We start from the raw sequence: 26,092 nt of genomic DNA, 5'->3' as shown, positions 1-26,092 counted from the left end.
CGCCGGCGACCCGCGCCTGCCATCGGCTGCCTCCCAGCCGCACCGCCACCGTACGGGCGGAGCGCCCCGGCCGCAGCCGGGTGCGCCACCCCCGCCGGGACCACCCGGAGGGGTGGGACGCGACCGGTCCGGACCGTCGATCACCGCGGTGACCAGCGAGGATGGACGGCAACGGGAGGAGGGGCGCGGTGCAGACCGGACGACGGACGCCCGCGGCGCTCCTGGCGGTGGTGTACATCGTCAGCGGCGCGCTGTGCTGGGCGGGCGCTGCCGCGCCGATGGACGAGGCCACCCCCGTGCGGCTGCTCCAGGTGCTGGGCGCCGCCGGGCTGGGCGGCGGCGCGGCGCTGGCGCTCGCCGGCCCCCGGGTGCGCCCGTGGGCCCTGCACGCCGCGGTGGCGCTGCTGTCGGTGCTCATCGGCCTGCTGGCGTGGCGCTCCGCCACGGCCGTCGGGGTGGTCGGGCTGGGCCCGGCGATGATCGCCGTCGGCCTGTACGCCGCGCACTTCCTGCCGTTGCCCGCCGCCCGGCTGCACGCCGTCCTGGTGGTCGCCAGCGGCAGCACCGGCGCCTGGGCGGCCGCGCCGTCGGGGTTCTGGGCCGCGTGGTTGCCCGTCGCGGTGGCGGTCGCCGCGCTGACCGAGGCTCAGGGCCGGCTGGCGCAGCGGCTCCGGACGGCGGCCGGGACCGACCCGCTCACCGGCGTCGCCAACCGGCGCGCCTGGGAGGAGCACGCGTCCCGGCAGCTGGCCCGCGCCGCCCGCAGCGGCGAGGCGCTGAGCGTCGCGATCCTCGACCTCGACGACTTCAAGCTGGTCAACGACCGGGACGGCCACCACGCCGGCGACGAACTGCTGCGCAGCCTCACCGCGAACTGGAGCCGCCGGCTGCGCCGGGCGGACCTGCTCGGCCGCTACGGAGGCGACGAGTTCGTGCTCTGCCTCCCGGCGACCGACGAGGACGCCGCCCGCGAGCTGATCGGCCAGCTCGGCCGCACCCATCCCTTCACCTGGACGGCCGGGATCGCCACGGCCCGGCCCCAGGACGACGTGGCGGCCGTGCTCGCGCGGGCGGACGAGCAGCTCTACCGGAACAAGCGCAGCGGCCGCTTCGGCTGAGCCGGCCCGCCTGCCCGGCCGGCTGCGGGGGTACCAAGGAGGGATGACCAGCTCCCGCAGGACCGCCGCTCGGCTGCTCGGGCTGCTGTGCGCCGCCGTCGTCCCGCTCACCGGCTGCGTCGCCGTGGAGGTGCCCGTCGGTGCCTCGACGGCGACGGGTCCCGCTCCGCAGTCGCCGCCGGAGGCGGGCACCACCGCCGATGCGGAGGAGCAGATCGCCCGCGCGATCTTCGACCGGGTGAACGACGAGCGCCGTGCCCGGGGGCTGGAGCCGGTCGCCTGGAACGCGGAGCTGGCCCGGGTCGCCCGCGACTGGAGCGCCGCCATGGCCGAGCGCGGGGTGCTGGAGCACCAGGACGTGCGCGAGGTGCTCGCCGGCGACGCCCTGTCCGGCTTCACCGGCCTGGGCGAGAACATCTTCACCGCCTCCGGTCCGGTGCCGGCCGGGGTCGCGCACGTGGGGTGGATGCGGTCGGACGGGCACCGGGCGAACGTGCTCAACCCGGGCTGGGACCGTCTCGGCGTCGGGGTGTTCTGCGCGCCGGACGGATCGGTCTGGGCCGCGCAGGAGTTCGGGCGCACGGTGGACGCCGAGCGGCCGCCGGTGGACCGGGGGACGCCGCCGGTGGACCCTATCGCCCGGCCGGAGGAGGACGGACCCAGCTGTGCGTGAGCACCCGGCTCCGCGGACGCCGGAGCAGCGCACGGACCGGCCCGGGGCGGGCCCCGGGGGTCCGCTGAGCGCTGCCCGGCAGCGGGTCCGCCACATCCGGCGACGGGTGGGCGAGGGCTACCGCCGGCTGCCGTCCCCGGTCCGCAGGTTCGCGGAGTGGCTGCGCAGCCCGGAGTTCCTGACCACCAGCTCCAGCCTGGCCTTCTACGCGCTCGTCTCGCTGCCGCCCATGGTGCTGCTCGGCTTCTGGGTGGCGGGCCTGGCGGTGGACGAGTCCGCGCTGCAGGACCTCGGCACGGAGGTCGGCGACCAGGCCCCCGAGCAGCTCCCGGTCGCCGACATCCTGCGGGGGCTCATCGACGTCGCGGCGCAGACCGGGCCGGTGGCGGCGCTGGCGGCGATCTGGCCGGCGACCACGTACGGCGCCGCGCTCGCCCGCGCCTTCAGCACCATCGCCCCGCAGTCCGAGCGCCGGATGCGCGGGATGAAGGGACGACTCCTCGCCCTGGTGATCATCGCTGTCCTGCCGCTGGCGGTCTTCTCGGGTCTGGCGGCGCTCTACCTCGTTCCCCGGCTGCTCGGGCCCGGCCTCGCGCTGCGGCTCGCGCTGGGTGCCGGCGCCCTGCTCCTGGTGGGCCTGATCATCGCCTTGATCTACGGGCTGTTCGGGCTCTGGGAGACGCGGTGGCACGACGTCGCCATCGGCGCGGCGACGGCGGTGGGGCTGGTTGCGCTGACCACCGGCGGCTACCTCGTCTACCTGGAGTACGCCGACTTCACCGACCGCTACGGGCCGACGGCCCTGGCCACCGCGGTGCTGCTGGGGCTGTGGTTGCTGCTCGGCAACGCCGCGCTGCTGGCGGGTTACCGCGTCATGTCCCGGCGAGCCCGGCACCGGGCGCGCGCGGCCCGGGCGGACGGCCCGCAGCGGCCCGGTCGAAGCGCGCCGCCCACTCCCCCAGCACGTCCCGCAGTTCCGGCGGGCTGACGATCTCGCACTCGGCCCCGGCGACCCCGAGTGCGAAGGCCGGCCAGGCCAGGTCGTCGGTCTCCATGCGCACCCGGCAGCTGCCGTCGTCGACCGGCTCCACGGTGGACCACTGGCCGATCCGCCGGCGCACGTCCCCGGCCGGCGCGTGCACCAGGACCTCCACCCGGGTGGCCGTCCCCCGTACGCCGAGGGCGGCGCGCACGAAGGCCGCGGCATCCTCCGCCGGGAGGGTGCGCGGGGCGAACCGGGCACCGGTCGCCGTGGGCGCGGCCAGCCGGTCCAGCCGGAAGGTGCGCCACTCCCCCCGGTGGAGGTCGTGGGCGACCAGGTACCAGCGCCGGCCGAGCGCGACCAGCCGGTGCGGCTCGACGAGCCGGTCGCTGCCCGTGCCGTCGGCCGCCGTGTAGGCGAAGGTCAGCCGCTCGGTGTCGCGGCACGCCTGTGCGACGACGGTGAGGTCGCGGGGGTCGACGGTGCCGCCCGGCCCCGCCCACGCCGCGGCGTCCGTGACGGCCCGCAGCGCGTCCGCCCGGCGGCGGAGGCGCGGTGGCAGGACCTGGACGACCTTGGTCAGCGCGCGCACCGACGCCTCCGCCATGCCGGCCACCGCCGTCTGCGCCGCGGCCTGCAGCCCGACGGTCAGGGCGACCGCCTCGTCGTCGTCGAGGACCAGCGGCGGCAGGGCGGTGCCGGGCGTCAGCCGGTACCCACCCTCGACGCCCGGCTGCGCCTCGACCGGGTAGCCGAGCTCGCGGAGCCGGCCGATGTCGCGGCGCAGCGTCCGCAGCGACACCCCGAGCCGGTCGGCGAGCTCGCCGCCGGCCCACTGGCGACGCCCCTGCATCAGCGAGAGCAGCCGCAGCGTGCGGTTCCCGGTGTCGGCCACGGCACCAGAGTCTGCCGCACCGGTGACAGGAACTGGCACCAATTCCCCCTAGCGTCGGACATGACCGATCCACCCCCGACGGAGGGCCCGACCATGACCAGCCAGACCGTGACCAGCCAGACCTCCCTCACCGCCGAGCGCGCCGACCTCCTCGAGACGCTCGCCGCGCACCGGCACTTCCTGCGGTTCACCGTGCAGGGCCTCACCGACGAGCAGGCGCGGCTCCGGCCGACCGCCAGCGAGCTCACCCTCGGCGGGCTGGTCAAGCACGTCGCCGGCACCGAGGAGGCGTGGGTGGACTTCATCCTCGAGGGCACCTCGGCGATGGCCGCGTCGGACGACCCGGACCAGATCGAGGCGTGGGGCGAGGAGTTCCGCATGCGCCCCGACGAGACCCTCGCCGGCATCCTGGCGCGCTACGCGGAGGTGGCGCAGCGGACCGACGACCTGGTGCGCACGCTGCCCGACCTCGACCTGGCCCACCCGCTGCCCGAGGCGCCGTGGTTCCCGCCGGGGGCGGTGCGGTCGGCCCGGCGGGTGTTCCTGCACATCGTGGCCGAGACCGCCCAGCACGCCGGGCACGCCGACATCCTCCGGGAGTCCCTCGACGGCCAGAAGACCATGGGCTGATCCGCCCGGGGTGGGTCAGTCGGCCTCCGAGAGCTGGGCGACCCGGGCCAGCGCGTGCTCGCGGACCTCGGCGGCCTCGGCCGCCGCCCTCTCGGCCCCGGCCAGGCGGCGCTCCTCGCGCTTGAGCGCGGTGGCCGCCTCCGCTGCCTCGCGCTCCGCCTCGGCGAGCTGGTCGGCCAGCTCCTCGACGCGCTCCTGCAGCTCCGCACGGCGGGCGGCCAGCTCCTCGGCCGCGCGGCGGTGCTCCCGGAGCGCCGACTCCGCGTCCTCGGCCGCCGCCTCGGCCTCGTCGGCAGCCGCCCGGGCCTGGGCCAGCTCGCGCTGCCGCTTGGCCTCGGCAGCCTGCCGGCGCTCCTCCTGCTCGCGCGCCCGGCGGTCGGCCGCCGACTCCCCCGCGGGCTTCCTGGGCGCCGGGCGCTTCGCGGAGGTGCGCTCGGCCGGCTCCGGCGGCGGGACGAGGTGGAGCTTCGGCCGGCCGACGAGCTCGCCCATGCCGCTGTAGGACATCGGGGACGACAGCCGCCCCGACAGCAGCGCCTCGCCGGCCTCGGGATCGGACATCGCCGCCCGCAGCGTCTCCTCGACCTGGGTGGCGACGGCGGAGCTCACCGGGTGGCCACGCTCGTGGGCAAGAGCCCGTGCCTGCCGGGTGAGGGCGCTCAGCAGCTGGCGCCGCTGCACGTCGAGCGCCTTGAGCTCGTCGCCGGCCAGGTTGTCCTGCGCTTCCCGGAGCAGGGTGCCGAGCTCGACCAGTCCCTCGATCTCGGCGCGGTGGGCGTGCACCAGCAGGTTGCACGCCCACGCGGCGGACGACGGCTTGGGCAGCGCGCCGATCTGCTTGGCCAGCGCCTTGTCACCGGCGGCCTTCGCGTCGTCCTGCCGGGCCGTGCGGACGGCGACGAACTCCTCGGGCGGCACCTCGTACAGCTCGTCGGCCACCTCGTCGAGCTCCACACCCGCATCCTGCCCGACCGTGATGATCAGGTCACCTGGTCACACAGGGTCCTGGCTCACGGCCGACGGTGAGCCAGGACCCGTCCAGGTGAGCCAGGACGGCCGAGGGTGCCGCGGAGCACCGGCGTCAGCAGCAGGCCGCTGCCTTCCCGGCGTCGGTCCGGCAGCACGAGCCGTCGCCGGAGACGGCGGAGAGCTCGGCCGCGGTCTGCCCCTCCAGGTCCGGCCGGGCGTCGGCCGTGACGGTGTAGACCTCCCACGGCTCCCCGCCGGGCCCGCTCACCCAGACCTTGTCCTGGACGGCGTAGCAGCAGGTGGTCTCGTTCTCGACGCGCGTGGCGAGGCCCGCGTCGGCCAGCCGGCCGGTGGCCGCGGCGACCTCGTCCGAGGAGGCGACCTCGACGCCGAGGTGGTCCATGCGGGTGGTCTCACCGGCCTCGCCCTCGAGCAGCACCAGCTTCAGCGGCGGCTCGGCGACGGCGAAGTTGGCGTAGCCGGGCCGGCGCTTGGCGGGCTCGGTGTCGAAGAGGCGCGAGTAGAAGTCGACGGCGGCGTCGAGGTCGGCGACGCGGAGGGCGAGCTGCACACGGGACACGGGGAGACCTCCTGGAGACGACATCGACGGACGTCGATGTATGAAGCGAGGATGAACACTGGCATCGATACTTGTCAATACGATGCTCGTCGTTACGATTGCGGTCGACGTCCCCAGCGAGGAGATCCCATGAGCGAGCCCGGCCTGGCCTGCTGCACCCCCCTGTCCGGTACCGCGATGAGCGCCGAGCAGGCCGAGCAGGTGGTTCCGCTGCTCAAGGCGCTGGCCGACCCGGTCCGCCTGCGGCTGGTCAGCCTGATCGCCTCCAGCGCATCCGGAGAGGCCTGCGTCTGCGACCTGAACGACGCCTTCGACCTCACCCAGGCGACGATCAGCCACCACCTCAAGGTGCTGCACTCCGCCGGCCTGCTCGACCGCGACAAGCGCGGGGTGTGGGTCTACTACGCCGTCCGCCCGGCTGCGCTCAGCGCGGTCGCCAGCCTCTTCGACACGGCGGTGCCGGCATGAGCGACGCCGTCCGCGAGACCGCACGCACCGACGTCCCGGCCGACGCGCCGGTCCTGCAGAAGCTCTCTCCGCTGGACCGGTTCCTGCCGGTCTGGATCATCGCGGCGATGGCCCTCGGGCTCGCGCTGGGCCGCTGGGTCCCGGGCCTGGACGACGCCCTCTCGGCGGTCGAGGTGGGCGACGTGAGCCTGCCGATCGCCATCGGGCTGCTGCTGATGATGTACCCGGTGCTGGCCAAGGTCCGGTACTCCGAGCTGGACCGGGTCACCGGTGACCGGAAGCTGCTCGGCGCCAGCCTGGTGCTCAACTGGCTGCTCGGCCCGGCGCTGATGTTCGCGCTGGCCTGGCTGCTGCTGCCCGACCTGCCCGAGTACCGCACCGGCCTGATCATCGTGGGCCTGGCCCGCTGCATCGCCATGGTGCTGATCTGGAACGACCTGTCCTGCGGCGACCGCGAGGCAGGCGCCGTGCTCGTCGCGATCAACTCGGTCTTCCAGATCCTCGCCTTCGCCGTGCTCGGCTGGTTCTACCTGCAGGTGCTGCCCGGTTGGCTGGGCCTGTCGACGACGTCGGCGGAGTTCAGCTTCTGGGCGATCGTCGTCTCGGTGCTGGTCTTCCTCGGCATCCCGCTGCTGGCCGGCTTCCTCACCCGCACGATCGGTGAGCGACGCCGCGGCCGGGCCTGGTACGAGCAGCGCTTCCTGCCGCGCATCGGCCCGGTGGCGCTCTACGGGCTGCTCTTCACGATCGTGATGCTCTTCGCGCTGCAGGGCGACGCGATCACCTCCCAGCCGTGGGACGTCGCCCGCATCGCGCTGCCGCTGCTGGCCTACTTCTTCCTCATGTTCGGCGGCTCCTTCCTGCTCGGCATGCAGTTGGGCCTGGGCTACGCGAAGACGGCGACCCTCGCCTTCACCGCGGCCGGCAACAACTTCGAGCTGGCCATCGCCGTCGCCATCGGCACGTTCGGCGTCGCCAGCGGTCAGGCCCTGGCCGGCGTCGTCGGCCCGCTGATCGAGGTCCCGGTCCTCGTGGCGCTGGTCTACGTCTCGCTGTGGGCCGCCCGCCGCTGGTTCCCCGGCGACCCGACCGTTCCGGCCCGCCTCGACGAGGGAGCGCGATGACGCGGACGGATCCGTCCACCGGCTTTCCGGGGCTGCTGGACCCGAACCTGGTGCTGCGGCGCCACGTCGACGACCTGGCGACCCGCTTCGCGGGCATGGTGAGTCCCGAGACCGTCGAGCGGATGGTCTTCGAGTCCTATGCGGCCCTAGGTCGGACCGCGCGGGTGAAGGCGCACCTGCCGGTGCTGACCTGCCGCTTCGCCACCGAGCGACTGACCGCGCTGGCGCAGGCCAAGGGGGTGCTGGCCAAGGAAGCACCCGAGGTGCTCTTCGTCTGCGTGCAGAACGCCGGGCGCTCCCAGATGGCCGCCGCGATGGTCGAGCACCTGTCGGAGGGGCGGGTGCACGTCCGCTCGGCCGGGTCCATGCCCGCCGACACGGTCGACCCCGTCGTGCTCGAGGTGCTCACCGCCCGTGGGATGACCGTGACCGACGCCTTCCCCAAACCGCTGACCGACGACGTCGTGCAGGCCGCCGATGTCGTCATCACCATGGGCTGCGGCGACGCCTGCCCGGTCTATCCCGGGAAGCGGTACCTGGACTGGGACGTCGCCGACCCGGCGGGGCAGGGCCCGGACGTGGTGGACGGCATCGCCGCGGACATCGAGACCCGCGTGCGGGGGCTGCTCGCCGAGCTCGGCGCGTGAGCCGTCGTCTGGTCGTCATCGGCGGGAGCGACGCCGGCATCTCCGCCGGCCTGCGCGCCCGCGAGCTCGACCCGTCCGCGGAGGTCACCGTCGTGGTGGCGGACGCCTACCCGAACTTCTCCATCTGCGGGATCCCCTACTACGTCTCCGGCGAGGTGCGGCCCTGGCAGGCTCTGGCGCACCGCACGCACGCCGACCTCGAGGCGGCCGGGCTGACCCTGCGGGTCGGCACCCGGGCCACCGGCATCGACGTGGCCGGGCAGCGGATCGCGGTGACCGGCCCGGACCGGTCGGAGGAGCTGCTGGCCTACGACGAGCTGGTCGTGGGCACCGGAGCGCGTCCGGTCGTCCCGGAGATCGACGGCGTCGGTCCGGACGCCCTGGGACCGGCTGACGGCGTGCACCTGCTGCACACGATCGGCGACATGCACGCCCTGATGGCCGGCCTCACCACCCGCCCGGTGCGCGACGCGATCATCGTGGGCGCGGGCTACATCGGCGTGGAGATGGCCGAGGCGCTCGTCGCCCGGGGCATCACCACCACCGTGGCCCAGCGCCCCGCCGAGGTGCTGGCGACCGTCGACGCCGAACTCGGTGCCCTGGTACGCGCGGAGATGGCGGCCCACGGCGTCGAGGTGCTCACCGGCACCGGCGTCACCGCACTGGCCCGGACCGACGACGGGCGGATCGCCGCCACTGCCGCGGGGAACCGGCTGGAGCGGACCTTCGACCTGGTCCTCTTCGTCGCCGGCGTCCGTCCGGACGTGCAGCTCCTGCTGGACGCCGGCGCGAGCACCGGCGCCGGGGGTGCGGTGGTCGTGGACGACACGATGGCCACCGGCCTGCCGCACGTCTGGGCGGCCGGGGACTGCGTGACCACGCACCACCGCCTGATGGGCAGCACCTACCTGCCCCTGGGGACCACCGCGCACAAGCAGGGACGGGTGGCCGGCGCCAACGCCGCCGGTGGCCACGCCCGCTTCGCCGGCAGCGTCGGCACGCAGGTGGTCAAGGTCTTCGACCTGGTCGCCGCCCGCACCGGGCTGCTCGAGCACGAGGCGGCCGCCGCCGGCTTCCGGCCGGTCACCACGCTGACCATCGCCGACGACCACAAGGCCTACTACCCCGGCGCCCGACCGATCACGATCCGGGTGACCGGCGACGCCGGCACCGGCCGGCTGCTCGGCGCCCAGCTGGTCGGCCGGCTGGGTAGCGAGGTCGCCAGACGCGCCGACGTCTTCGCTACGGCCCTGTTCCACGCCATGACGGTGGAGGGCGTGGCCGATCTCGACCTGGCCTACACACCGCCGCTCGGGTCGCCCTGGGACGCCGTCCAGGTGGCTGCCCAGGCGTGGAGCCGGGAACACCGATCCCCCGGGCTCACCGCCCCGTCCCCAGCACCGGCTCGATGAGCCTCTCGATCGAGGAGATCCCGTGAGTGACCGCCCCAGCGTCCTGTTCGTCTGCGTGCACAACGCCGGCCGGTCCCAGATGGCCGCCGGCTGGCTGCGCCACCTGGCCGGCGACGCCGTGGAGGTGCGGTCGGCCGGGTCGCTGCCCGGCGACCGGGTGAACCCGGCGGCGGTCGAGGCGATGGCCGAGGTGGGCATCGACATCTCCGACCAGCGGCCGAAGGTACTCACCACCGATGCGGTGGAGGCCTCCGACGTCGTCATCACCATGGGGTGCGGCGACGCCTGCCCGATCTTCCCGGGCAAGCGCTACCTGGACTGGGCCCTGGAGGACCCGGCCGGCAAGGGCGTGGCCTCGGTGCGCCCGATCCGCGACGAGATCGAGGGCCGCATCCGCGGGCTGCTCACCGAGCTCGGGGTCAGCTCTCCCGCCTGAGCAGGAAGAAGAACGGGTCGGGCAGACCGCGCAGGTCCATCAGGCCGAGCACGGTGCGGCCGTCCACCCGCCGGAAGACGTCGATGACCGGCAGCGCGTCGTACACCATCGCGGCGGTCACCACGCCGCGGTGCTCGACCGCGCGCAGCCGGGCCCTCGGCCTGGTCGTGGTGAGCAGCGGCCGGGCGACGTGGAACACCGCCCGCGCCGCCCGGGAGTGCGCGAGCCCGGGCAGATCGCGCAGCACGCCCACCGGCACGAACGCGGGATCGACCGGGCGCGGCCCCGACCGGGTGCCGAACAGCAGCGGGTGCACCGTCTCTGCGTCGACGAACTCCTTGCCCCACCAGCCGTAGGCCTCCAGCAGCCCGTCCAGCGGCGAGCCGGTGGGCAGCCCGCTCCCCCGCCAGCGCCCGGCCATCCCGTCGACGGCGACGGGCGGGGCGACGTCGAACAGCGCCAACGCCTCGTCGCGGGAGATGCCCGCGGCGGCGCGCGCCGACAACTGGTCGCCGCCCAGGAGCTCCGGGCTCATGCCACCGGGCGCTCGAAGGTCACCAGGACGCCGTCGACCCCGCCCGGGCCGATGCGGCCCTTCACCTCGACCGAGGTGATCGCCTTGAGCTGCCAGCCCTGGCGGGCGTGCTCGTTCAGCACCTTCTCCAGCTTCCCGCCGGACATCTTGCCGCCGATCATCCCCTCGCGGATCTCCTCGACCTTGTACTCGTAGCGCGCTGCAGCCATGTGCCGTCCGTCCTCTCCAGCCGGTTCGGTCGTTCCCCGCCAGCCTGCCGCGCCGCCTCGCCGTCGTCGAGACGGACGGCTCGCCCCCGCGATCTGGTGATGCGGATCACCGCTGGGTGACGTCCGCCGCGGGGCGCCGCCCCAGGACCGGTGGTCACGGTCCGGTGCTACCGACGGCGCCGGACAGCGCCCGCTCCAGCTCCGGCGTCAACCGCGGGAGGGGCTGGGTGTCGCCGCTGCCGGGGCGCCGACCGGCGGAGACGACGGGGCTGCGCATCGCCGCCGCGACCGCGTCCGGGTGGACGCGGGCGGCCGGGATCCGCGCCCCGGTCCTCGCCGGCTCGGGCACGGCGAGCGGGGTGACCACCGTGGCCGCCCAGCGGGCGGCACCCGCCCCGAAGGCGGTCGCCGACAGCGCCGCCAGCTGCACCCACTGCCGTCCCACGAACTGCACGCGGTGGACGTCGTCGGCCCGGGAGCGCACGGTCGCGCGGAAGACGACGTGCGCGGGCCGGTCGGGCACCCGGATGGCCAGCTCGACCTCGCTCCCGACCGTCGCACCGGTCCCCCGGACGCGCACCTGCGCGCCACCCAGCGAGACGTCGATCAGCCGGGCGGGGACGCCGTCGACCGCCGCGGGCAGCGCGGCGGGGAACCGGTGGCCGTCGCGCCGCTCGGCGGAGAAGCGGGGGTCCCGGATCCGCCGGACGCCGGCCAGCACGAAGCCGAGGGTGGTCGCCACCCAGAACACCGGGACCAGGGTGGTGCCGTCGAGCCGGTGGTCGGTCGGCGTCCACCCGGCCACGCTGGCCAGCGTGTAGAGCAGGCTCCCGGCGAGCACGCCGGCCAGCACCAGGAGCAGCGCGGGCACCCGGGCGCGCGTCCGGTCCGCGCCGGTCCGCCCCTTGGCGGTCACCGCGAACCGCCCGGTGCCCCGCAGCACCAGCGACAGCGTGGCGGCGAGGTTGGAGGGCAGCCGGACCACCTCGAACAGCAGCGCAAACCGCGCCGGGGCGAAGCCGCGGGCCAGCAGCGTGAGCGCCACCTGCTGGAGGAGGAACGGGACGCCGGCCATGACGGCGAACAGCGCCGGCGGCGCATCGACCGGGAACAGCCCGGTGACCAGCACCGACACCGGGACCAGCGACAGGCCCAGCGTGCGCCACGAGTCGAACCACGCCGAGAGCGAGTAGACGTAGCCCAGCCGCTGGCGCAGGGTCAGGCCGGTCGCGGTGAGCGGGTTGTCGTGCCGGAGCACCTGCATCGCGCCCCGGCCCCACCGGCGGCGCTGGGCGTAGAAGGCGTCCGGGCTGCCGGCCGCGAGACCGCGGGCCAGCACCTCGTTGTGGTAGACGCTGCGCCAGCCGGCGCGGTGCAGCTTCATCGTGGTGTGGAAGTCCTCGGTGAGCGACTCCGTCGCCACCCCGCCGATCTCCCGCAGCGCGTCGGCGCGCAGCACGGCGTTGGTGCCGCACCAGAAGGCGGCGCCGGCATGGTGCTTGCCCGCCTGGATCACCCGGTAGAACAGCGACTCCTCGTGCAGGTCGACACCCGGGCGCAGGTGCTCGAAGGAGCTGGTGTTGTAGAAGTGCTGCGGCGTCTGGACCAGCGCCAGCCGCTCGTCGGCGAAGTAGGGCACCGTCCGGGTCAGGAAGTCCGGCTCCGGCACGTGGTCGGCGTCGAAGACGGCCACGAGCTCAGTGCGCACCAGCGCCAGCGCGTGGTTGAGGTTCCCGGCCTTGGCGTGGTCGTGCTCGGGACGGCTGACGTAGCGGGCGCCGAGGGCGGTGACCATCTCCTCCACCTCGAGCCGGTCGCCGTCGTCGAGCACCCAGGTCTCGTGGTCGCCCGCCATCGCCAGGCAGGCGGCGACGGTGGGCAGCAGGACGTCGAGGTGCTCGTCGTAGGTGGCGACCAGGACGGTCACCGACGGCGGCGGGCCGGGGCGCGGCGAGGGCACCGTCGCGGGGGCGACGTCCCACGTGGTCATCACGAACAGCACGAGGGCGACACCGCCGTAGAGCTCCAGCGCCAGGAACGGCACCGCGATCCACAGCGCCGGACCCTCGGGCAGGGTGGCGAGCAACCGCCAGGTCAGGTAGCCGGCGGTGGCCAGGACGGCGGCGACGGCGACGGTCCGCACCACGACCAGCCGCAGCGCGCTCTCCGGCGCGGGCACGGCGTCGCGCGCTCCCGTGGGGCGGCCCAGACCCGCCCGCTCGATGCTCACCCGGGGTGCATCGGCATCCCGGGGCGCCCCGCACATCCTCCCGAGGGGTGAGACCCCCCGGGGCGCGCCCGGCCCCGGACGGGCATCCGCCCGTCCGGGGTCCGGTCAGGCGCCGGTGCGGGGGGCCTCCCACAGGTCGATGCCGCTGTCGACGGCGTGCTGGTCGATCGCCGCCAGCTCGTCGTCGGAGAAGCCGAGCCCGGCCAGCGCCCCGACGTTCTGCTCCAGCTGGCCGACACTGCTGGCGCCCACGAGCACCGTGGTCACCCGCTCGTCCCGCAGCGCCCAGGCGAGCGCCATCTGCGCCAGGCTCTGCCCGCGCCCCTGCGCGATGTCGTCCAGCGCCCGGATGTGACCGAGCGCCTCGTCGGTGAGGAAGTCCGGCGACAGCGACTTGCCCTGGCTGGCCCGCGAGCCCTCCGGGACGCCGCCGAGGTACTTGTCCGTGAGCATCCCCTGGGCGAGCGGGGAGAACGCGATGCAGCCGGCGCCCACGTCGGCGAGGGTGTCCAGCAGGCCGTCGCGCTCGACCCAGCGGTTGAGCATGGAGTACGAGGGCTGGTGGATGAGCAGCGGCGTGCCCAGGTCGGCCAGGATCGCCGCCGCCCGCGCGGTGTCCTCCGGCGAGTAGGAGGAGATGCCGGCGTAGAGCGCCTTGCCCGAGCGGACCGCGGTGTCCAGCGCCCCCATCGTCTCCTCGAGCGGCGTCGTGGGGTCGGGCCGGTGCGAGTAGAAGATGTCGACGTGGTCCAGGCCCATCCGGGTCAGCGACTGGTCCAGGCTCGACAGCAGGTACTTCCGCGAGCCACCGCCCTGGCCGTACGGGCCGGGCCACATGTCGTAGCCGGCCTTGGTGCTGATGACCAGCTCGTCGCGGTAGGGCCGGAAGTCGTCGGCCAGGTGCCGGCCGAAGTTGGTCTCCGCGCTGCCGTAGGGCGGCCCGTAGTTGTTGGCCAGGTCGATGTGCGTGATGCCGAGGTCGAACGCCCGGCGGAGGATGGCGCGCTGCCGGTCGAACGGCACGTCGTCGCCGAAGTTGTGCCACAGGCCCAGGCTGATCACCGGGAGGTCCAGGCCGCTGCGGCCGGTGCGCCGGTAGGTCATGGAGTCGTAGCGGTCGTCGGCTGCGGAGTAGGGCATCGCTGCATCCTCTCCTCCGACGGCGCAGCGCGCGACGACGGCCGGACCGGCGCAGCGCGGGACCGCGTCGCGGCCCGGGAGCCCTAGGCTGGTCGGCGTCCGTCCCGTCGTCCCCCGGAGCTCGCCGTGCTGCTGCGCCTGATCGGACTCCTGCTCGTCGTGTGGCTGGTGGTCTCGATCATCGGTGCGGTGATCGAGGGGCTGTTCTGGCTCCTGGTCGTCGGCGTGGTCCTGTTCCTCGGCACCGCCGCCTACGGCTGGCTCAAGGGCAGCGACCGGGTCTGACCCGCCCGGACGGAGGTCACTCGCCGTCGACGTCGCCGCCCGCGCCGTCGGCGAAGGGCTGCGGGTCGGTGCTCCACCCGGTGGCCGGCGGCGGGCCGGGGGCGGGCTGCTCGGCGACCTGGTCGGCGGGCTCGACCCGGACGCCGGACTCCAGCGCATCGAGGTCGACGGCGAAGCGGTTCTCGGTCATGGGCAGACCCTCCCGCCCCGGCGCCGCACCGTCCAGCCCTGCCGTCCACCTCGACCGCCGATCCGGCGCCTCGACCGCGGTGCCCGTTGCGATGGCGCCGCGCGCGATCGTGGGTCCCACGCGGCGAGAATGAGCTGCCATGTCAGAACCCGACCGTCCCGTCACCGCCTGCCCGGGGCCCGATCCGGCGCCCGCGGTGCACGGGGCACCCCGGGCCTGCACCCCCGCCGCCGAGGCCCTGGCGGGCCGGTGACGACGGCACGGGGGTCGCGGGTACTGCTGCGCGGGGGCCGGAAGCTCGACGCCGGCGGCCGCCAGGACGGTTTCTGGGTGCTGTTCGACGGCGGCACGATCGCGGCCTGCGGCACGGCGGGGCCGCCGGCGGCCGACCGGGTCGTCGACCTGGCCGGCGCCTGGCTGACCCCGGGGTTCGTCGACCTGCACGTGCACGGCGGGGGCGGGCACGCCGCCGAGGACGGCGCCGACGGCATGCGGGGCGCGCTGGCAGCCCACCGCGCGCACGGCACCACCCGGTCGCTGATCAGCCTGGTGGCGGCGCCGATCGAGCAGCTGGAGGCCTCCCTCGCCGCGATCGCGGACCTCACCCGAACCGACGCCCGGGTGCTGGGAGCGCACCTCGAGGGCCCCTTCCTCGCGTCGTCCCGGTGCGGGGCCCACGGCCCCGCGTACCTCCGGCTCCCCACGCCCGACGTCGTCGAGCGCTTGCTCCGGGCGTCCCGGGGCACGCTGCGCCAGGTGACGATCGCCCCCGAGCTGCCGGGCGCGCTGGACGCCGTCGGCCGGTTCGCCGCGGCCGGGGTGACGGTGGCCGTCGGCCACACCGAGGCCGACATGGCGCTCACCGCCCGGGCGTTCGACGCCGGCGCCCGGCTGCTCACCCACGCCTTCAACGCGATGCCCGGGCTCGGCCACCGCTCCCCCGGCCCGGTCGGCGCCGCGCTCGCCGACCGGCGGGTGACCCTGGAGCTGGTGCTCGACGGGCAGCACGTGCACCCGGCGGTCGCGGGGCTGCTCCTCGCCGGGGCGCCGGGCCGGGTCGCGCTGGTGTCCGACGCGATGGCGGCGGCGGGGGCCGGCGACGGCAGCTACCGCCTGGGCCGCTCCGACGTCGTCGTGCGCGACGGCGTGGCCCGGCTGGCGGGCACCGGCCTCCTCGCCGGGTCCACGCTGACCCTGGAGGCGGCGCTGCGCCGCGCGGTGCGGGTCGTCGGGCTGGACCCGGTCGCCGCCGTCACGGCGCTGACCAGGACCCCCGCCCGGGTGCTCGGGCTGGACGACCGCATCGGCCGGCTGGCACCGGGCCGTGCGGCCGATGCCGTGGTGCTCGACGAGGACTGGTCGGTCCGCGCGGTGTGGGCCGGTGGGCGGCCCATCCGGTGAGCCGGCCGGGAGCCCGGGCGGGCCGGCGGCCATGCTGCGGTGCACGAGCACGGCCGACCCCCTACAGGTGGGGCGCTCCCGTGCCGATGGACGACGGGTGCGACGACGACTGCTGGCCCTGACCGTCAGCGCCCTGCTCGGGACCACCGCCTGCGGCACCGCCGGCGGCAGCACCGGGGATGCGGCCGACGTGGTCTGCCCGACGGCGCAGCTCGCCCGCCCGGGCGCCGGGACCGGGATCTACCTCGGCGTGAACCTGGACTGGGGCACCCAGACGCTCGCGGAGTACGGAACCGCCCTGGGCACGCGCCCCGCCGTCGTCGTCTCGTTCACCGGCTTCCCCTTCTCCCCCGCGGACGAGACCAACCTCGACGCCGCCGTCGAGCAGGTGCGGGCGGACGGCGGCCTGCTGCTGCTCACCCTCGAGCCGCACGACGGCCTGGCCGCCGTCACCGACGACGCAGCTGCTGCCCTGGCCGGGCGGCTGGCCGGCTACAACGGCCGCGGGGTACCCGTCGTCGTCCGGTTCGCGCACGAGATGAACGGCTCCTGGTACCCGTGGGGCCAGCAGCCGGCCGCGTACGTCGAGGCGTTCCGGCGGGTGGCCGGCGCCGTCCACACCGGGGCGCCGGGCTCGGCGGTCATGTGGGCACCCAACTACGGCGGTGGCTACCCGTTCACCGGCGGCGCCTCCGCCGCCTCCCCCACCGACGTCGCGGTGCTGGACACCGACGGCGACGGCGCGCTGTCGGCGGCCGACGACCCCTACGCCCCGTACTGGCCGGGCGAGGACGCCGTCGACTGGGTCGGCATGTCGCTCTACCACTGGGGGGACGCCCACCCGTGGGGCGAGAACGAGGTGCCGGAGCCGGGCAAGTTCGTCGCCCAGCTGACCGGCACCTACGCCGGCCGGGGCGGCGACGACCGCGGGCTGCCGGACTTCCACGCTGCCTACGGCGAGCGCTACGGAAAACCGGTGGCCGTGCCCGAGACGGCGGCCTTCTTCGCCCCCGGCGCCGGTGGCGCCGACGAGCTGGCCGTCAAGCGGGCCTGGTGGCAGCAGCTGTTCGACCCGCGGCTGACCGAGCAGCTGCCGCGGCTGGCGATGGTCAACTGGTTCGAGTGGGCCAAGGACGAGCCGGAGGTCGGCGGCCTCGTGGACTGGCGGGCGGCAGGTTCCCCGGGGGTGCGCGACGCGTTCCGCGCCGACCTCCCGGAGTGGGGCCTGGACGCCGGCGACGTCCCCCGCTGCGGCGCCTGACGTCCGCGGCGCGGCACGGGCCGGGTCCCTAGGCTCGGGGCCCGTGACTCCACGCACCGACCCCGTCCGCGACGCCGCCGGCTACCTGCGGTCGTGGCTGGAGGCGCAGGTGCAGCACCGGCGGGTGCCCGGCGCGCAGGTGGCCGTCCGCCACGGCGGCGAGCTGCTGCTGTCCGCCGCCGTCGGGACCGCCGACGTGTCCACCGGCGCGCCGCTGACCCCGCAGCACCTCTTCCGGATCGCCTCCCACTCCAAGACGTTCACCGCCACGGCCGTGCTGCAGCTGGTCGAGGCCGGGCGGATGCGGCTCGATGACCCGATCGGCCGGTACGTGCCCGAGCTGGGATCGGCCGGCTCACCGCTGGCCGGGGGAACCGTCCGCGAGCTGCTCGGCCACCAGGCCGGCGTCGTCCGCGACGGCGCGGACGCCGACTTCTGGCAGCTCGAGCGGCCCTTCCCGGACCGGGCGGGGGTGGTCGAGGCGGCCTTGCGGGCCGGGCCGGTGCACCGGCGCAACGAGCACTTCAAGTACTCAAACATCGGCTACGCCCTGGTGGGCCTCGCCATCGAGGCCGTCACCGGCTCCTCCTACGCCGACGTCGTGCGCGCCCGGATCGTCGAGCCGCTGGGGCTGACCCGGACCGGGGCCGACCACGACCCGGCGCGCGCCGGCGAGTACGTCAGCGGCCACACCGGCCTGCTGCTCGGCGAGGACGCCCGCGAGCCGATCGGTCCGGTCGGCACCGGCGCCATGGCCGCGGCCACAGGTTGCTACTCGACCGCCGAGGACCTCACCGCCTACGGGGCGGCGCACGTGCTCGGCGACGAGCGACTGCTGACCGACGACTCGAAGCGGCTGATGCAGCGGCTGGAGTCGGTGGTCACCGCGTACGGCACCGAGGTGGGCAGGTACGGCGTGGGCATGGTGCTGACCACCGTGGGCGAGCGGCACCTCGTCGGGCACAGCGGTGGCTTCCCCGGGCAGATCACCCAGACCCTCGTCGACCCCGTCGACGGATTGGTCGTCAGCGTCCTCACCAACGCGATCGACGGACCGGCCGAGGAGCTGGCGACCGGGCTGGTGAAGCTGATCGACGTGGCGCTGCGCCCGCGCGGCGAGGTGCCCGCACCGCCGCCCGGGACCCCGCCGCTCGAGACCTTCACCGGCCGGTTCGCCGGCCTCTGGGGGGTCCTGGACATCGCCGAGCTCGGCGGGCGGCTCGTCCTCGTCCGGCCGACGCTCGCCGACCCGCTGCCGGGCGTCGAGGAGCTGGAGGTCGTCGATGCCGACACGCTGCGGGTGGCCGCGCAGCCCGGCTTCGGGCCGGCCGGCGAGCTGGTCCCGGTGGAGCGGGGCGCCGACGGACGGGTGACCTCGCTCCGGCTGGGCGGGGTGACCAGCCGGCCGGTCGAGGAGTTCCTCCGCCGGCGCGCCGCGATGACCGGCGGGCCGTCGGGGACTACGCGCTGAGCCCGGGGAACGTCGTCATCTGCCACCCGTGGACCGTCGTCGCGGGCCTGGTCGGCGGTGGCGGTGTGCCGCGGCCGGTCCACAGCCACCCGGACGGGAACCCCGGCGCTGCCCGGGTGACGCGGCTGCTGCGTCAGCGCAGCAGGGAGCCCGCCTCCGGGGAGCCGACGACCGCGTTCGGCGCCGGCGAAGTCGGTGCGTCGGACGTAGCCGGCGCCTCGTAGGCGCGGAGGACCGTCCGGTCGCCGGGCCGGCCGTACAGCTGCCCCTCCCGCGCCTTGACGGCCGCGACCAGGACGATGCTGACCACGACGAGCAGCGACCACGACCCCAGCTTGGCGGCGTGGACCAGCGTCCAGAACGACTCCTGCGACGGGTACTGCCAGGCGCGCAGCAGCGTGGCGAGGTTCTCGGCCAGCCAGAGGAAGAAGCCGATGAGGACGAAGGAGAGCGCGAGCGGCATCGCGTAGCGGCGGCGGCCGACGGTGAAGTGCACCCCCGTGCGCCAGGTGGCGGCCAGCAGCAGCAGGGCCAGGGGCAGCCGCACGTCCCAGGTCACGTGCGAGGTGAAGAAGTTCAGGTAGATCAGCGCGGCGACACCGGCGGTCCACCGGGTGCGGTAGTTGGTGATGCGCAGGTCGAACCGGCGCCAGGCCTGGCAGACGTAGCTGCCCACCGCGGCGTACATGAAGCCGCTGTAGAGCGGCACCCCGCCGATCGTCGCCCACCCGGTGTCGGGATAGGACCAGGAGCCCTGGGCGACCTTGTACAGCTCCAGCACCAGGCCGACGAGGTGGAACCCGAAGATCACCGCGACCTCGCGGCCGGTCTCCCAGCGGACCAGCCACAGCACCAGCGTGACGCCGAGGGACCACAGCAGCAGCGCGTCGGCGGGGTTGACCGGGAGCGGGACGACCCGGACGAGGGCCAGACCGAGGAAGAACAGCACGGCGAACAGGCAGCACTGCGCCTCGATCCAGGCGAACCGCAGCAGCTGTCCCACCCGGCGAAGGCTAGGTCCTGCCGGCTGCTCCCGGGCTCTCCGCACCGCGTGCGTGTCCGCCCGGCCGATCCGCTCGAGCCGAGCGGGCCCAACCGGCCCGGTCGTCGGTGCGACCGTTCAGCGCGGCGTGGCGGAGCCCGGGCGGAAAGGCGCGCCGTGGGCGCAGACCACGAGGGTGGCCAGCTCCAGCACCCGCTCGCGCTGCCGCCGCAGCTCGTCCCGGTCGTGGCTGTAGGGGTCGTCGGCCGGGCCTTCCTCGGTCCACCACAGGTGGGTGAGTGCGACGACGTCGTCGGGCGTGCCGACGAGCGTGGTGATGTCCTGCGGGGTGTGCCCGGGCGTGGCCAGCAACCTGATGCCGGGGGTCAGCTGCACGCCGTCGGCAGCCCGGCGGGTGAACGTGTCCCCCTCGATGACCGACTGGAAGTCGTGCACCGGCACCACCGGGAAGATCGCGACGTTGACCGTGTGGTCGAGGTGGTGGTGGCTGACGACGACGTCGGTGACGTCCTCGGGCCGGACGCCGAGCTCGCGCAGCGGGGCGAGGATGAGGTCCCGGTCGGCCACCATGCCCGGATCCACGATGACGACCCGGTCCGCGTCCCGGACGAGGCTCACCGTGCCGGCGACGTGCGGCATGCGCACGTAGCCCTCGACGAGGACGTCCAGACGGGCGGTGCGCGACAGCTCGGGCATGCGGCGGACGGTAGCAACCGGAGCGGTGCAACCGCGCGCCGATGATGCGCCTGGCGGGGGCACCTTTCGGTTCGCTCGGCGGTGCAGACTGCCGACTCCCGCGCCGGCGCGGACGCCGGTGCGGACGACGCAGGGGTGCGAGGACCAGCACGTGGTCCCCGCACCCCTGTCGTCCGTGCGCGGTCTCCGGTCGTCTACCGGAGACCCGGCATCAGCTGCAGCCGCTGGTGGAGCCGCAGCCCTCGCAGACGTAGCAGCTGCCGGCCGGGCGCATCTTCGTGCCACAGGTCATGCACAGCGGCGCGTCGGTGGCGGTCCCGGTGACCAGTTCGAGCAGCTCGGCCGAGGAGTGGGCCTCCTTGACCGACTTCGGGCCCTCGGGGGTGACCTTCTCCTCCACCTTGGCGGTCTCGATCGGCGCGGAGCCGCGCAGCTGCTCCAGGTCGACCTCCTCCTCCTGCACGGTGGCGGTCGACGCGGAGGTCCCGTAGCCGGAGACCTGCGCGGCGCGCTCCTCGGCGGTGAAGATGCCGAGGCCGGCGCGCTTCTCCACCGGAAGGTGGTCCAGCGCCAGGCGACGGAAGATGTAGTCCATCACCGACTGGGCGATCCGGATGTCCGGGTCGTCGGTCATGCCGGCCGGCTCGAAGCGCATGTTGGTGAACTTGGAGATGTAGGTCTCCAGCGGGACACCGTGCTGCAGCGCCAGCGAGATGCCGATCGAGAAGGCGTCCATCACACCGGCGAGGGTCGAGCCCTGCTTGCCGAGCTTGAGGAAGACCTCACCGAGGCTGCCGTCCTCGTACATCCCGGCGGTCATGTAGCCCTCGGCGCCGGCGACGCTGAACGAGGTGGTGACGCTCGTCCGCTTCTTGGGCAGCCGCTTGCGCACCGGGTGCGAGAGCGCGGTCGAGGTGGTGGCCTCCACCTTGACCTCGTCCTTGGTGCCGTCGTTCTTGCCCTTGCCGCCGGACAGCGGCTGGCCGACCTTGCAGTTGTCGCGGTAGATGGCCAGCGCCTTGAGACCGGACTTCCAGCCCTGGAAGTAGATCGTCTCGACGTCCTCGACGGTCGCCGTCTCCGGCATGTTGACCGTCTTGCTGATCGCGCCGGAGATGAAGGGCTGGACGGCGGCCATCATGCGGACGTGGCCCATCGGGGAGATGGCCCGCTCGCCCATGGCGCAGTCGAACACCTCGTAGTGCTCCGGGCGCAGGCTCGGGGCGTCGACGACGTGGCCGTGCTCGGCGATGTACTCGACGATCGCCTCGATCTGCTCCTCCTGGTAGCCCAGGCTGCGCAGTGCGCGCGGCACCGTCTGGTTGACGATCTGCATGGAGCCGCCGCCGACCAGCTTCTTGAACTTGACCAGCGAGAAGTCCGGCTCGATGCCGGTCGTGTCGCAGTCCATCATGAAGCCGATGGTGCCGGTGGGGGCCAGCACCGAGGCCTGGGCGTTGCGCCAGCCGTTGTCGGCGCCGATCTCCAGGCACTCCTGCCACTGCTGGGTGGCGACCTTCAGCACGTCGGCGTCGTCGGCGCCGACCGGGCGGATGGCGTCGTTGGCCGCGGCGTGCTTGCGCATGACCCGGGCGTGGGCGTCGGCGTTGCGGGCGTAGCCCTCGTAGGCGCCGACGATGCCGGCGAGCTCGGCGGAGCGCCGGTAGGCGGTGCCGGTCATCAGCGAGGTGATCGCCGCGGCCAGCGTCTGGCCACCGCGCGAGTCGTAGGCGTGCCCGGTCGCCATGAGCAGGGCGCCCAGGTTGGCGTAGCCGATGCCCAACTGGCGGTAGGCGCGGGTGGTCTCGCCGATCGGGTCGGTCGGGAAGTCGGCGAAGCAGATCGAGATGTCCATCGCGGTGATGACCAGCTCGACGGCCTTCACGAAGTTCTTGGCGTCGAACGTGCCGTCGGCCTTGAGGAACTTCATGAGGTTCAGCGACGCCAGGTTGCACGAGCTGTTGTCCAGGCTCATGTACTCCGAGCACGGGTTGGACGCGTTGATCCGGCCGGTCTCGGGGTTGGTGTGCCAGTCGTTGATCGTGTCGTCGTACTGGATGCCCGGGTCGGCACACTCCCACGCGGCCTGGGTGACCTTGCGGAAGAGCGACTTGGCGTCGACGGTCTCGAGCACCGAACCGTCCATGCGGGCGCGCAGACCGAACTCGCCGCCCTCCTCGACCGCGCGCATGAACTCGTCGGAGACCCGGACCGAGTTGTTGGCGTTCTGGTACTGGACGCTGGTGATGTCCCGGCCGCCGAGGTCCATGTCGTACCCGGCGTCGCGCAGCGCGCGGATCTTGTCCTCCTCGCGCGCCTTGGTCTCGATGAACTCCTCGATGTCGGGGTGGTCGATGTCGAGGACGACCATCTTGGCCGCGCGCCGGGTGGCGCCACCGGACTTGATGGTGCCGGCGGAGGCGTCGGCGCCGCGCATGAAGCTGACCGGGCCCGAGGCGGTGCCACCGGAGGACAGCAGCTCCTTGGAGGAGCGGATGCGGGAGAGGTTCAGGCCGGCACCGGAGCCGCCCTTGAAGATCAGGCCCTCCTCGCGGTACCAGTTGAGGATCGAGTCCATCTCGTCGTCGACGGCGAGGATGAAGCAGGCGCTGACCTGCTGCGGGGCGCTCGTGCCGACGTTGAACCAGACGGGGCTGTTGAAGCTGAAGTACTGGTGCAGCAGCATCCAGGTGAGCTCGTGCTCGAAGAGCTCGGCGTCGCCCTCGGTGGCGAAGTAGCCGTGCTCGCGGCCGGCCTCGGTGTAGGTGAGCACCACGCGGTCGATGAGCTGGCGCAGGCTGGTCTCCCGCTGGGAGGTGCCGACCGCGCCACGGAAGTACTTCGTGGTGACGATGTTGGTGGCGTTGATGCTCCACTCGGCCGGGAACTCGACACCGCGCTGCTCGAAGTTAATCGAGCCGTCCCGCCAGTTGGTCATGACGACGTCGCGGCGCTCCCAGGTCACCTCGTCGTACGGGTGCACACCGGCGGTGGTGAAGACGCGCTTGATCTTGAGACCCTTGCCCCGGCTGGGCGCTTTCGCGCTGCGGCGGGTGCGGGGACCGGCCACGCGGTCGTCGGTATCGGTCATGGTGTGGAGCTCTCCCTGGTCGTGTGTCGCGTGGTGCTTCGCGGGGCTGCGCGGTGGTGCTGCGCGGTGGCGGATCGAGGGCTGGGGAAGAGCCGCGATCGGTAACTGCTCGAACTGCTGTCTATCGGGTGGCACTGACAGTTCTCAGGTGCCGGCGACGGTGCCGGACGGGACGGGGGCGCGGGGTGCGGGAGGGGCGGGATCGTCCGTCGACGAGGCGGACTGCCGGGCCTTGAGCTCGGCGATCTCCCGCTCGAAGTCCGCCACCGAGGTGAAGGACCGGTAGACGCTGGCGAACCGGAGGTAGGCGACCTCGTCGAGCTCGCGCAGCGGCCCGAGGATGGCCAGACCGACCTCGTTGCTCGGCACCTCCGCCGCGCCGCTGGCACGGATGGCGTCCTCCACCTGCTGGGCGAGGAGCTTGAGCTGGTCCTCGTCGACCGGCCGACCCTGGCAGGCCCGCCGCACGCCGGCGACCACCTTGCTGCGGTTGAAGGGCTCGCTGACGCCGTTGCGCTTGACGACGGCGAGCACCGCCTCCTCGACGGTCGTGAACCGCCGCCCGCACGCGGGGCAGGACCGGCGGCGCCGGGTGGTGGCGCCCTCGTCGGCCTCGCGCGAGTCGATCACCCGGCTGTCGGCGTTGTGGCAGAACGGGCAGCGCACGGTGGTTCACCCCCTCTCCTCGCTGACCCGCCACCGGCCGGCTGTGGACCCTCCTGGGGACATCCGGTGGATGCGCCGGGGAGAACCTGAGGACCAGCCTGTGGACGGGCTTACAGCTCTGTAACTACTAGATGTAGGGGAACCCTAGGACGCTGCACACAAGATGTGCAAGCGATCGTTTCGTCGGCGTGTTCCACCCCGACACTGCCGTGCGCAGCTGGAACACCGGGCCCCAGCCGTCACACGACACGCCGGGCCGACGCGCGGGTGCCGTCCCGCCGGGGAGCCGGCACCGCGGTCCGGCCACTCTCGGGGTGTGCGGCACCGGCGACGGGACGCAGCGGCGTCAGGCGCCCCGGAGATCGCCGTGCACCCGCGGACGGCGGGCGTGCGCGACCTGGTCGCCCAGGCGCATCGGACGGGTGAGCAGATCGCCCTCCAGACCGGGCGGTGCGGTCCAGCCCCGCCCGCCGGAGGTCGTCTCCACCGGGACGGTGTCGCGGGCCGGCGCGACCGACCACGCCACGGTGCGGGGGTGGTCGTCCCGCGGGGCGGCCCGCGCCTCGCCGGCGGGCGCTGCAGCACCCTCGGCGACGGCGACGAGAAGTCCCGTGTCGACCACCCGGTGCCGACCCGCCGGAGCGTCCGGCACGGGGGCCCGGTGCCGCCCCGACGGGGGGACCGGGACGGCGGCCGCAGGAGCCGCCTGCACGTCGGCGCCCTCGGGAGCCCTGCGGCGTCCGCCCTCGCGCACCGGCGCCGACTGCCCCACGTGGTCTCGGCGCAGCGGCAGGCCGACCGTCGTGTGCGTCCCGCCCGGCCGGCCGCTCCGCAGGGCCGACACCGCCTGCGCGACGGCCATGTCCTGCGTCGCGCGGGGCGCCGCCACGACGGCGACCTCCGAGGCCGCGGCGGGCGGCTCGGGCAGCCGCAGGGTGGCGAGCTCGGTCCAGGCCGTCTCCTCGACACCGCCCATGGCCACCCGCACCCACACCTGGCACGTGCCGGACTCGTCGTGCCGCCAACCCAGCAGCTCACCCGCCCACCACGCGCCCGCCTGGTAGACCTCGACGGCTTGGGGCTGGCTGGTGAACACCGCGGCGCGGTTCTCCATGACGCTCGACACATCCAGACCGTAGGTCGCTGACCAGCACGCACCGTGAACGCGCCCGCACTGAGGGTTGACGAAGTCGCACGGTCGGCTTGTGCACCTCTTGCGGCGACGGGCCGGTGCGCCGGCACCCGTCGGCGAGTGGATCAGGGCAGCTGGAGAACCTGTCCGGGCAGGATGGCCGAGTCCTCCACGTCGTTGAGCCGCTGGATGCCGTCCACGACCTCCCGCACGTCGCGATCACCGGCCACGGCGCTCGCGATGGACCACAGCGTGTCGCCCGGGTCGACGATGACGCTCGTCGTGCCCATCAGCTCCAGCCCGTCCCCGCCTCCTCCCAGGACGGCAGTGCCGAGCGCCACGACGGCCAGCGCGACCAGCAGCACGAGGACCGCGACGAGCCGCCGGCCGCGCGCCGTGAGCCGCAGCGGCGGCAGCGCAGGCTCACCCGGCCGACCCCCGGCACCCGGCCGACCCTCGACACCCCGCCGAATCCCGGCGGACCGGGGGGCCGGCGCCACCGCTGCGCGCGGTGGCGTCGGGGCGACGGCATAGGCCCGCGGGACCGGCGGCAGCGCCCGGAGGTGACGCGCCGGCCTCCCCTGGATCCGCTGCCCCGCCGGACCGGACAACTCCTCGCGTACCGCCACGGTCGCCCTGCTGGCCATCGCTCTCCGCCCCTCACCTGGCCGGATGCTCCCGGCCCCGAACGTGTGTTCGATTCGAACGTCTGCCCGATGTCTACCGCACGGGTCCGACACAAGCGACGCGACACGGGCAACTTTCGAACACCTGTTTGAATTGATCGGCGATCGGCGCTACGGTCGCTCCGACGACCAGGTCGAGCAGCTGCGCGGGCAGCCGGCGAG

General features: G+C 74.3%; 27 protein-coding genes. 13 read left to right on the top strand and 14 right to left on the bottom strand.

The annotated features are described in order from the left end of the window. The first annotated feature begins 188 nt into the window (after positions 1-188). Genes O2W17_RS21275 through O2W17_RS21265 form a run of 3 tightly spaced genes read left to right on the top strand, consistent with a single transcriptional unit; the run spans position 189 to position 2,779 of the window. The gene (locus tag O2W17_RS21275; protein ID WP_269194481.1) at positions 189-1,118 is read left to right on the top strand and encodes a GGDEF domain-containing protein; all 930 of its coding nucleotides are present in this window, start codon (positions 189-191) and stop codon (positions 1,116-1,118) included. 43 nt (positions 1,119-1,161) lie between these two features. Then, positions 1,162-1,791, top strand: a complete 630-nt coding sequence (locus tag O2W17_RS21270) for a CAP domain-containing protein (protein WP_269194480.1) — start codon at positions 1,162-1,164, stop codon at positions 1,789-1,791. After that, entirely contained in the window at positions 1,784-2,779 is a 996-nt protein-coding gene (locus O2W17_RS21265) for a YihY/virulence factor BrkB family protein (RefSeq protein ID WP_269194479.1), read from the top strand. Before O2W17_RS21270 ends, O2W17_RS21265 begins: the two co-directional genes overlap by 8 nt. Here the strand turns inward: O2W17_RS21265 and O2W17_RS21260 are convergent. Continuing rightward, entirely contained in the window at positions 2,664-3,668 is a 1,005-nt protein-coding gene (locus O2W17_RS21260; protein ID WP_269194478.1) for a helix-turn-helix transcriptional regulator, read from the bottom strand. The two genes, O2W17_RS21265 and O2W17_RS21260, sit on opposite strands and share 116 nt — an antisense overlap. A 93-nt stretch (positions 3,669-3,761) precedes the next feature. Between O2W17_RS21260 and O2W17_RS21255 the strand changes: the two genes are divergently transcribed. Beyond that, the gene (locus O2W17_RS21255) at positions 3,762-4,298 is read left to right on the top strand and encodes a DinB family protein (RefSeq protein ID WP_269194477.1); all 537 of its coding nucleotides are present in this window, start codon (positions 3,762-3,764) and stop codon (positions 4,296-4,298) included. Positions 4,299-4,313: 15 nt separating this feature from the next. Here the strand turns inward: O2W17_RS21255 and O2W17_RS21250 are convergent, their stop codons facing one another. Further along, a complete protein-coding gene (locus tag O2W17_RS21250) occupies positions 4,314-5,252 on the bottom strand; it encodes a hypothetical protein (RefSeq protein ID WP_269194476.1) in 939 nt (312 codons plus the stop codon). A gap of 127 nt (positions 5,253-5,379) precedes the next feature. Continuing rightward, a complete protein-coding gene (locus O2W17_RS21245; protein ID WP_269194475.1) occupies positions 5,380-5,847 on the bottom strand; it encodes an ArsI/CadI family heavy metal resistance metalloenzyme in 468 nt (155 codons plus the stop codon). Between the two features lie 129 nt (positions 5,848-5,976). Here O2W17_RS21245 and O2W17_RS21240 point away from each other — a divergent pair, with 129 nt between their 5' ends. From O2W17_RS21240 to O2W17_RS21220, 5 genes are read left to right on the top strand one after another with little or no spacing between them, the layout of a single operon-like run. Next, the gene (locus O2W17_RS21240) at positions 5,977-6,315 is read left to right on the top strand and encodes an ArsR/SmtB family transcription factor (RefSeq protein WP_269194474.1); all 339 of its coding nucleotides are present in this window, start codon (positions 5,977-5,979) and stop codon (positions 6,313-6,315) included. Next, the gene (gene arsB, locus O2W17_RS21235) at positions 6,312-7,439 is read left to right on the top strand and encodes an ACR3 family arsenite efflux transporter (protein WP_269194473.1); all 1,128 of its coding nucleotides are present in this window, start codon (positions 6,312-6,314) and stop codon (positions 7,437-7,439) included. Before O2W17_RS21240 ends, arsB begins: the two co-directional genes overlap by 4 nt. Continuing rightward, a complete protein-coding gene (locus tag O2W17_RS21230) occupies positions 7,436-8,086 on the top strand; it encodes an arsenate-mycothiol transferase ArsC (protein WP_269194472.1) in 651 nt (216 codons plus the stop codon). Before arsB ends, O2W17_RS21230 begins: the two co-directional genes overlap by 4 nt. Beyond that, positions 8,083-9,498 carry an FAD-dependent oxidoreductase gene (locus O2W17_RS21225; RefSeq protein ID WP_269194471.1) on the top strand — a complete coding sequence of 472 codons (1,416 nt, stop codon included), beginning with the start codon at positions 8,083-8,085 and terminating at the stop codon, positions 9,496-9,498. The genes O2W17_RS21230 and O2W17_RS21225 overlap by 4 nt, the downstream gene beginning before the upstream one ends. 22 nt (positions 9,499-9,520) lie before the next feature. Continuing rightward, positions 9,521-9,934 carry an arsenate reductase ArsC gene (locus tag O2W17_RS21220; RefSeq protein WP_269194470.1) on the top strand — a complete coding sequence of 138 codons (414 nt, stop codon included), beginning with the start codon at positions 9,521-9,523 and terminating at the stop codon, positions 9,932-9,934. Here O2W17_RS21220 and O2W17_RS21215 read toward each other — a convergent pair. From O2W17_RS21215 to mgrA, 4 genes are all read right to left on the bottom strand, one after another. Continuing rightward, positions 9,918-10,469 carry a DUF4334 domain-containing protein gene (locus tag O2W17_RS21215; RefSeq protein WP_269194469.1) on the bottom strand — a complete coding sequence of 184 codons (552 nt, stop codon included), beginning with the start codon at positions 10,467-10,469 and terminating at the stop codon, positions 9,918-9,920. The genes O2W17_RS21220 and O2W17_RS21215 overlap by 17 nt on opposite strands. Continuing rightward, positions 10,466-10,678 carry a DUF4177 domain-containing protein gene (locus tag O2W17_RS21210; RefSeq protein WP_269194468.1) on the bottom strand — a complete coding sequence of 71 codons (213 nt, stop codon included), beginning with the start codon at positions 10,676-10,678 and terminating at the stop codon, positions 10,466-10,468. The genes O2W17_RS21215 and O2W17_RS21210 overlap by 4 nt, the downstream gene beginning before the upstream one ends. 154 nt (positions 10,679-10,832) lie before the next feature. Beyond that, complete coding sequence (locus O2W17_RS21205; RefSeq protein WP_269194467.1) at positions 10,833-12,908, bottom strand: glycosyltransferase; 2,076 nt, start codon at positions 12,906-12,908, stop codon at positions 10,833-10,835. A gap of 105 nt (positions 12,909-13,013) precedes the next feature. Beyond that, entirely contained in the window at positions 13,014-14,048 is a 1,035-nt protein-coding gene (mgrA, locus tag O2W17_RS21200) for an L-glyceraldehyde 3-phosphate reductase (RefSeq protein WP_269194466.1), read from the bottom strand. A gap of 126 nt (positions 14,049-14,174) precedes the next feature. On the opposite strand from mgrA, the gene O2W17_RS21195 reads away from it, so the two are divergent. Continuing rightward, on the top strand, positions 14,175-14,333 hold the full coding sequence (locus O2W17_RS21195; protein ID WP_269194465.1) for a hypothetical protein: 159 nt from the start codon (positions 14,175-14,177) through the stop codon (positions 14,331-14,333). 16 nt (positions 14,334-14,349) lie between these two features. Here O2W17_RS21195 and O2W17_RS21190 read toward each other — a convergent pair whose 3' ends face one another. Further along, complete coding sequence (locus O2W17_RS21190; RefSeq protein WP_269194464.1) at positions 14,350-14,523, bottom strand: hypothetical protein; 174 nt, start codon at positions 14,521-14,523, stop codon at positions 14,350-14,352. Positions 14,524-14,772: 249 nt separating this feature from the next. Between O2W17_RS21190 and nagA the strand changes: the two genes are divergently transcribed. The 3 genes from nagA to O2W17_RS21175 all read left to right on the top strand — a co-directional run bounded on the left by nagA (position 14,773) and on the right by O2W17_RS21175 (position 18,656). Further along, on the top strand, positions 14,773-15,924 hold the full coding sequence (gene nagA, locus O2W17_RS21185; protein WP_269194463.1) for an N-acetylglucosamine-6-phosphate deacetylase: 1,152 nt from the start codon (positions 14,773-14,775) through the stop codon (positions 15,922-15,924). Positions 15,925-16,021: 97 nt separating this feature from the next. Then, the gene (locus O2W17_RS21180) at positions 16,022-17,185 is read left to right on the top strand and encodes a glycoside hydrolase family 26 protein (RefSeq protein WP_269194462.1); all 1,164 of its coding nucleotides are present in this window, start codon (positions 16,022-16,024) and stop codon (positions 17,183-17,185) included. 43 nt (positions 17,186-17,228) lie between these two features. Further along, entirely contained in the window at positions 17,229-18,656 is a 1,428-nt protein-coding gene (locus O2W17_RS21175; RefSeq protein WP_269194461.1) for a serine hydrolase domain-containing protein, read from the top strand. Between the two features lie 133 nt (positions 18,657-18,789). Here O2W17_RS21175 and O2W17_RS21170 read toward each other — a convergent pair whose 3' ends face one another. The 6 genes from O2W17_RS21170 to O2W17_RS21145 form a co-directional block, all read right to left on the bottom strand. After that, positions 18,790-19,659 (bottom strand): DUF817 domain-containing protein, encoded by an 870-nt coding sequence (locus O2W17_RS21170; protein ID WP_269194460.1) that lies wholly within the window; start codon positions 19,657-19,659, stop codon positions 18,790-18,792. Between the two features lie 117 nt (positions 19,660-19,776). After that, complete coding sequence (locus tag O2W17_RS21165; RefSeq protein WP_269194459.1) at positions 19,777-20,355, bottom strand: MBL fold metallo-hydrolase; 579 nt, start codon at positions 20,353-20,355, stop codon at positions 19,777-19,779. A 211-nt stretch (positions 20,356-20,566) separates the two neighbouring features. Beyond that, positions 20,567-23,446, bottom strand: a complete 2,880-nt coding sequence (locus tag O2W17_RS21160) for a vitamin B12-dependent ribonucleotide reductase (RefSeq protein ID WP_269194458.1) — start codon at positions 23,444-23,446, stop codon at positions 20,567-20,569. Positions 23,447-23,590: 144 nt separating this feature from the next. Next, positions 23,591-24,112, bottom strand: coding sequence for a transcriptional regulator NrdR (nrdR, locus tag O2W17_RS21155; protein ID WP_269194457.1), 522 nt, complete (start codon positions 24,110-24,112; stop codon positions 23,591-23,593). A 346-nt stretch (positions 24,113-24,458) separates the two neighbouring features. Further along, positions 24,459-25,238: a hypothetical protein gene (locus O2W17_RS21150; protein WP_269194456.1), complete on the bottom strand. Its 780-nt coding sequence runs from the start codon at positions 25,236-25,238 to the stop codon at positions 24,459-24,461. A 131-nt stretch (positions 25,239-25,369) separates the two neighbouring features. Further along, positions 25,370-25,609, bottom strand: coding sequence for a LysM peptidoglycan-binding domain-containing protein (locus O2W17_RS21145; RefSeq protein WP_269194455.1), 240 nt, complete (start codon positions 25,607-25,609; stop codon positions 25,370-25,372). Positions 25,610-26,092 lie beyond the last annotated feature (483 nt).

Source organism: Blastococcus sp. VKM Ac-2987 (genome assembly GCF_026967805.1).
Taxonomy (GTDB): Bacteria; Actinomycetota; Actinomycetes; order Mycobacteriales; family Geodermatophilaceae; genus Blastococcus.
Note: the sequence above shows the minus strand (reverse complement) of the source record. Positions and strands in the feature narration are given on the sequence as shown.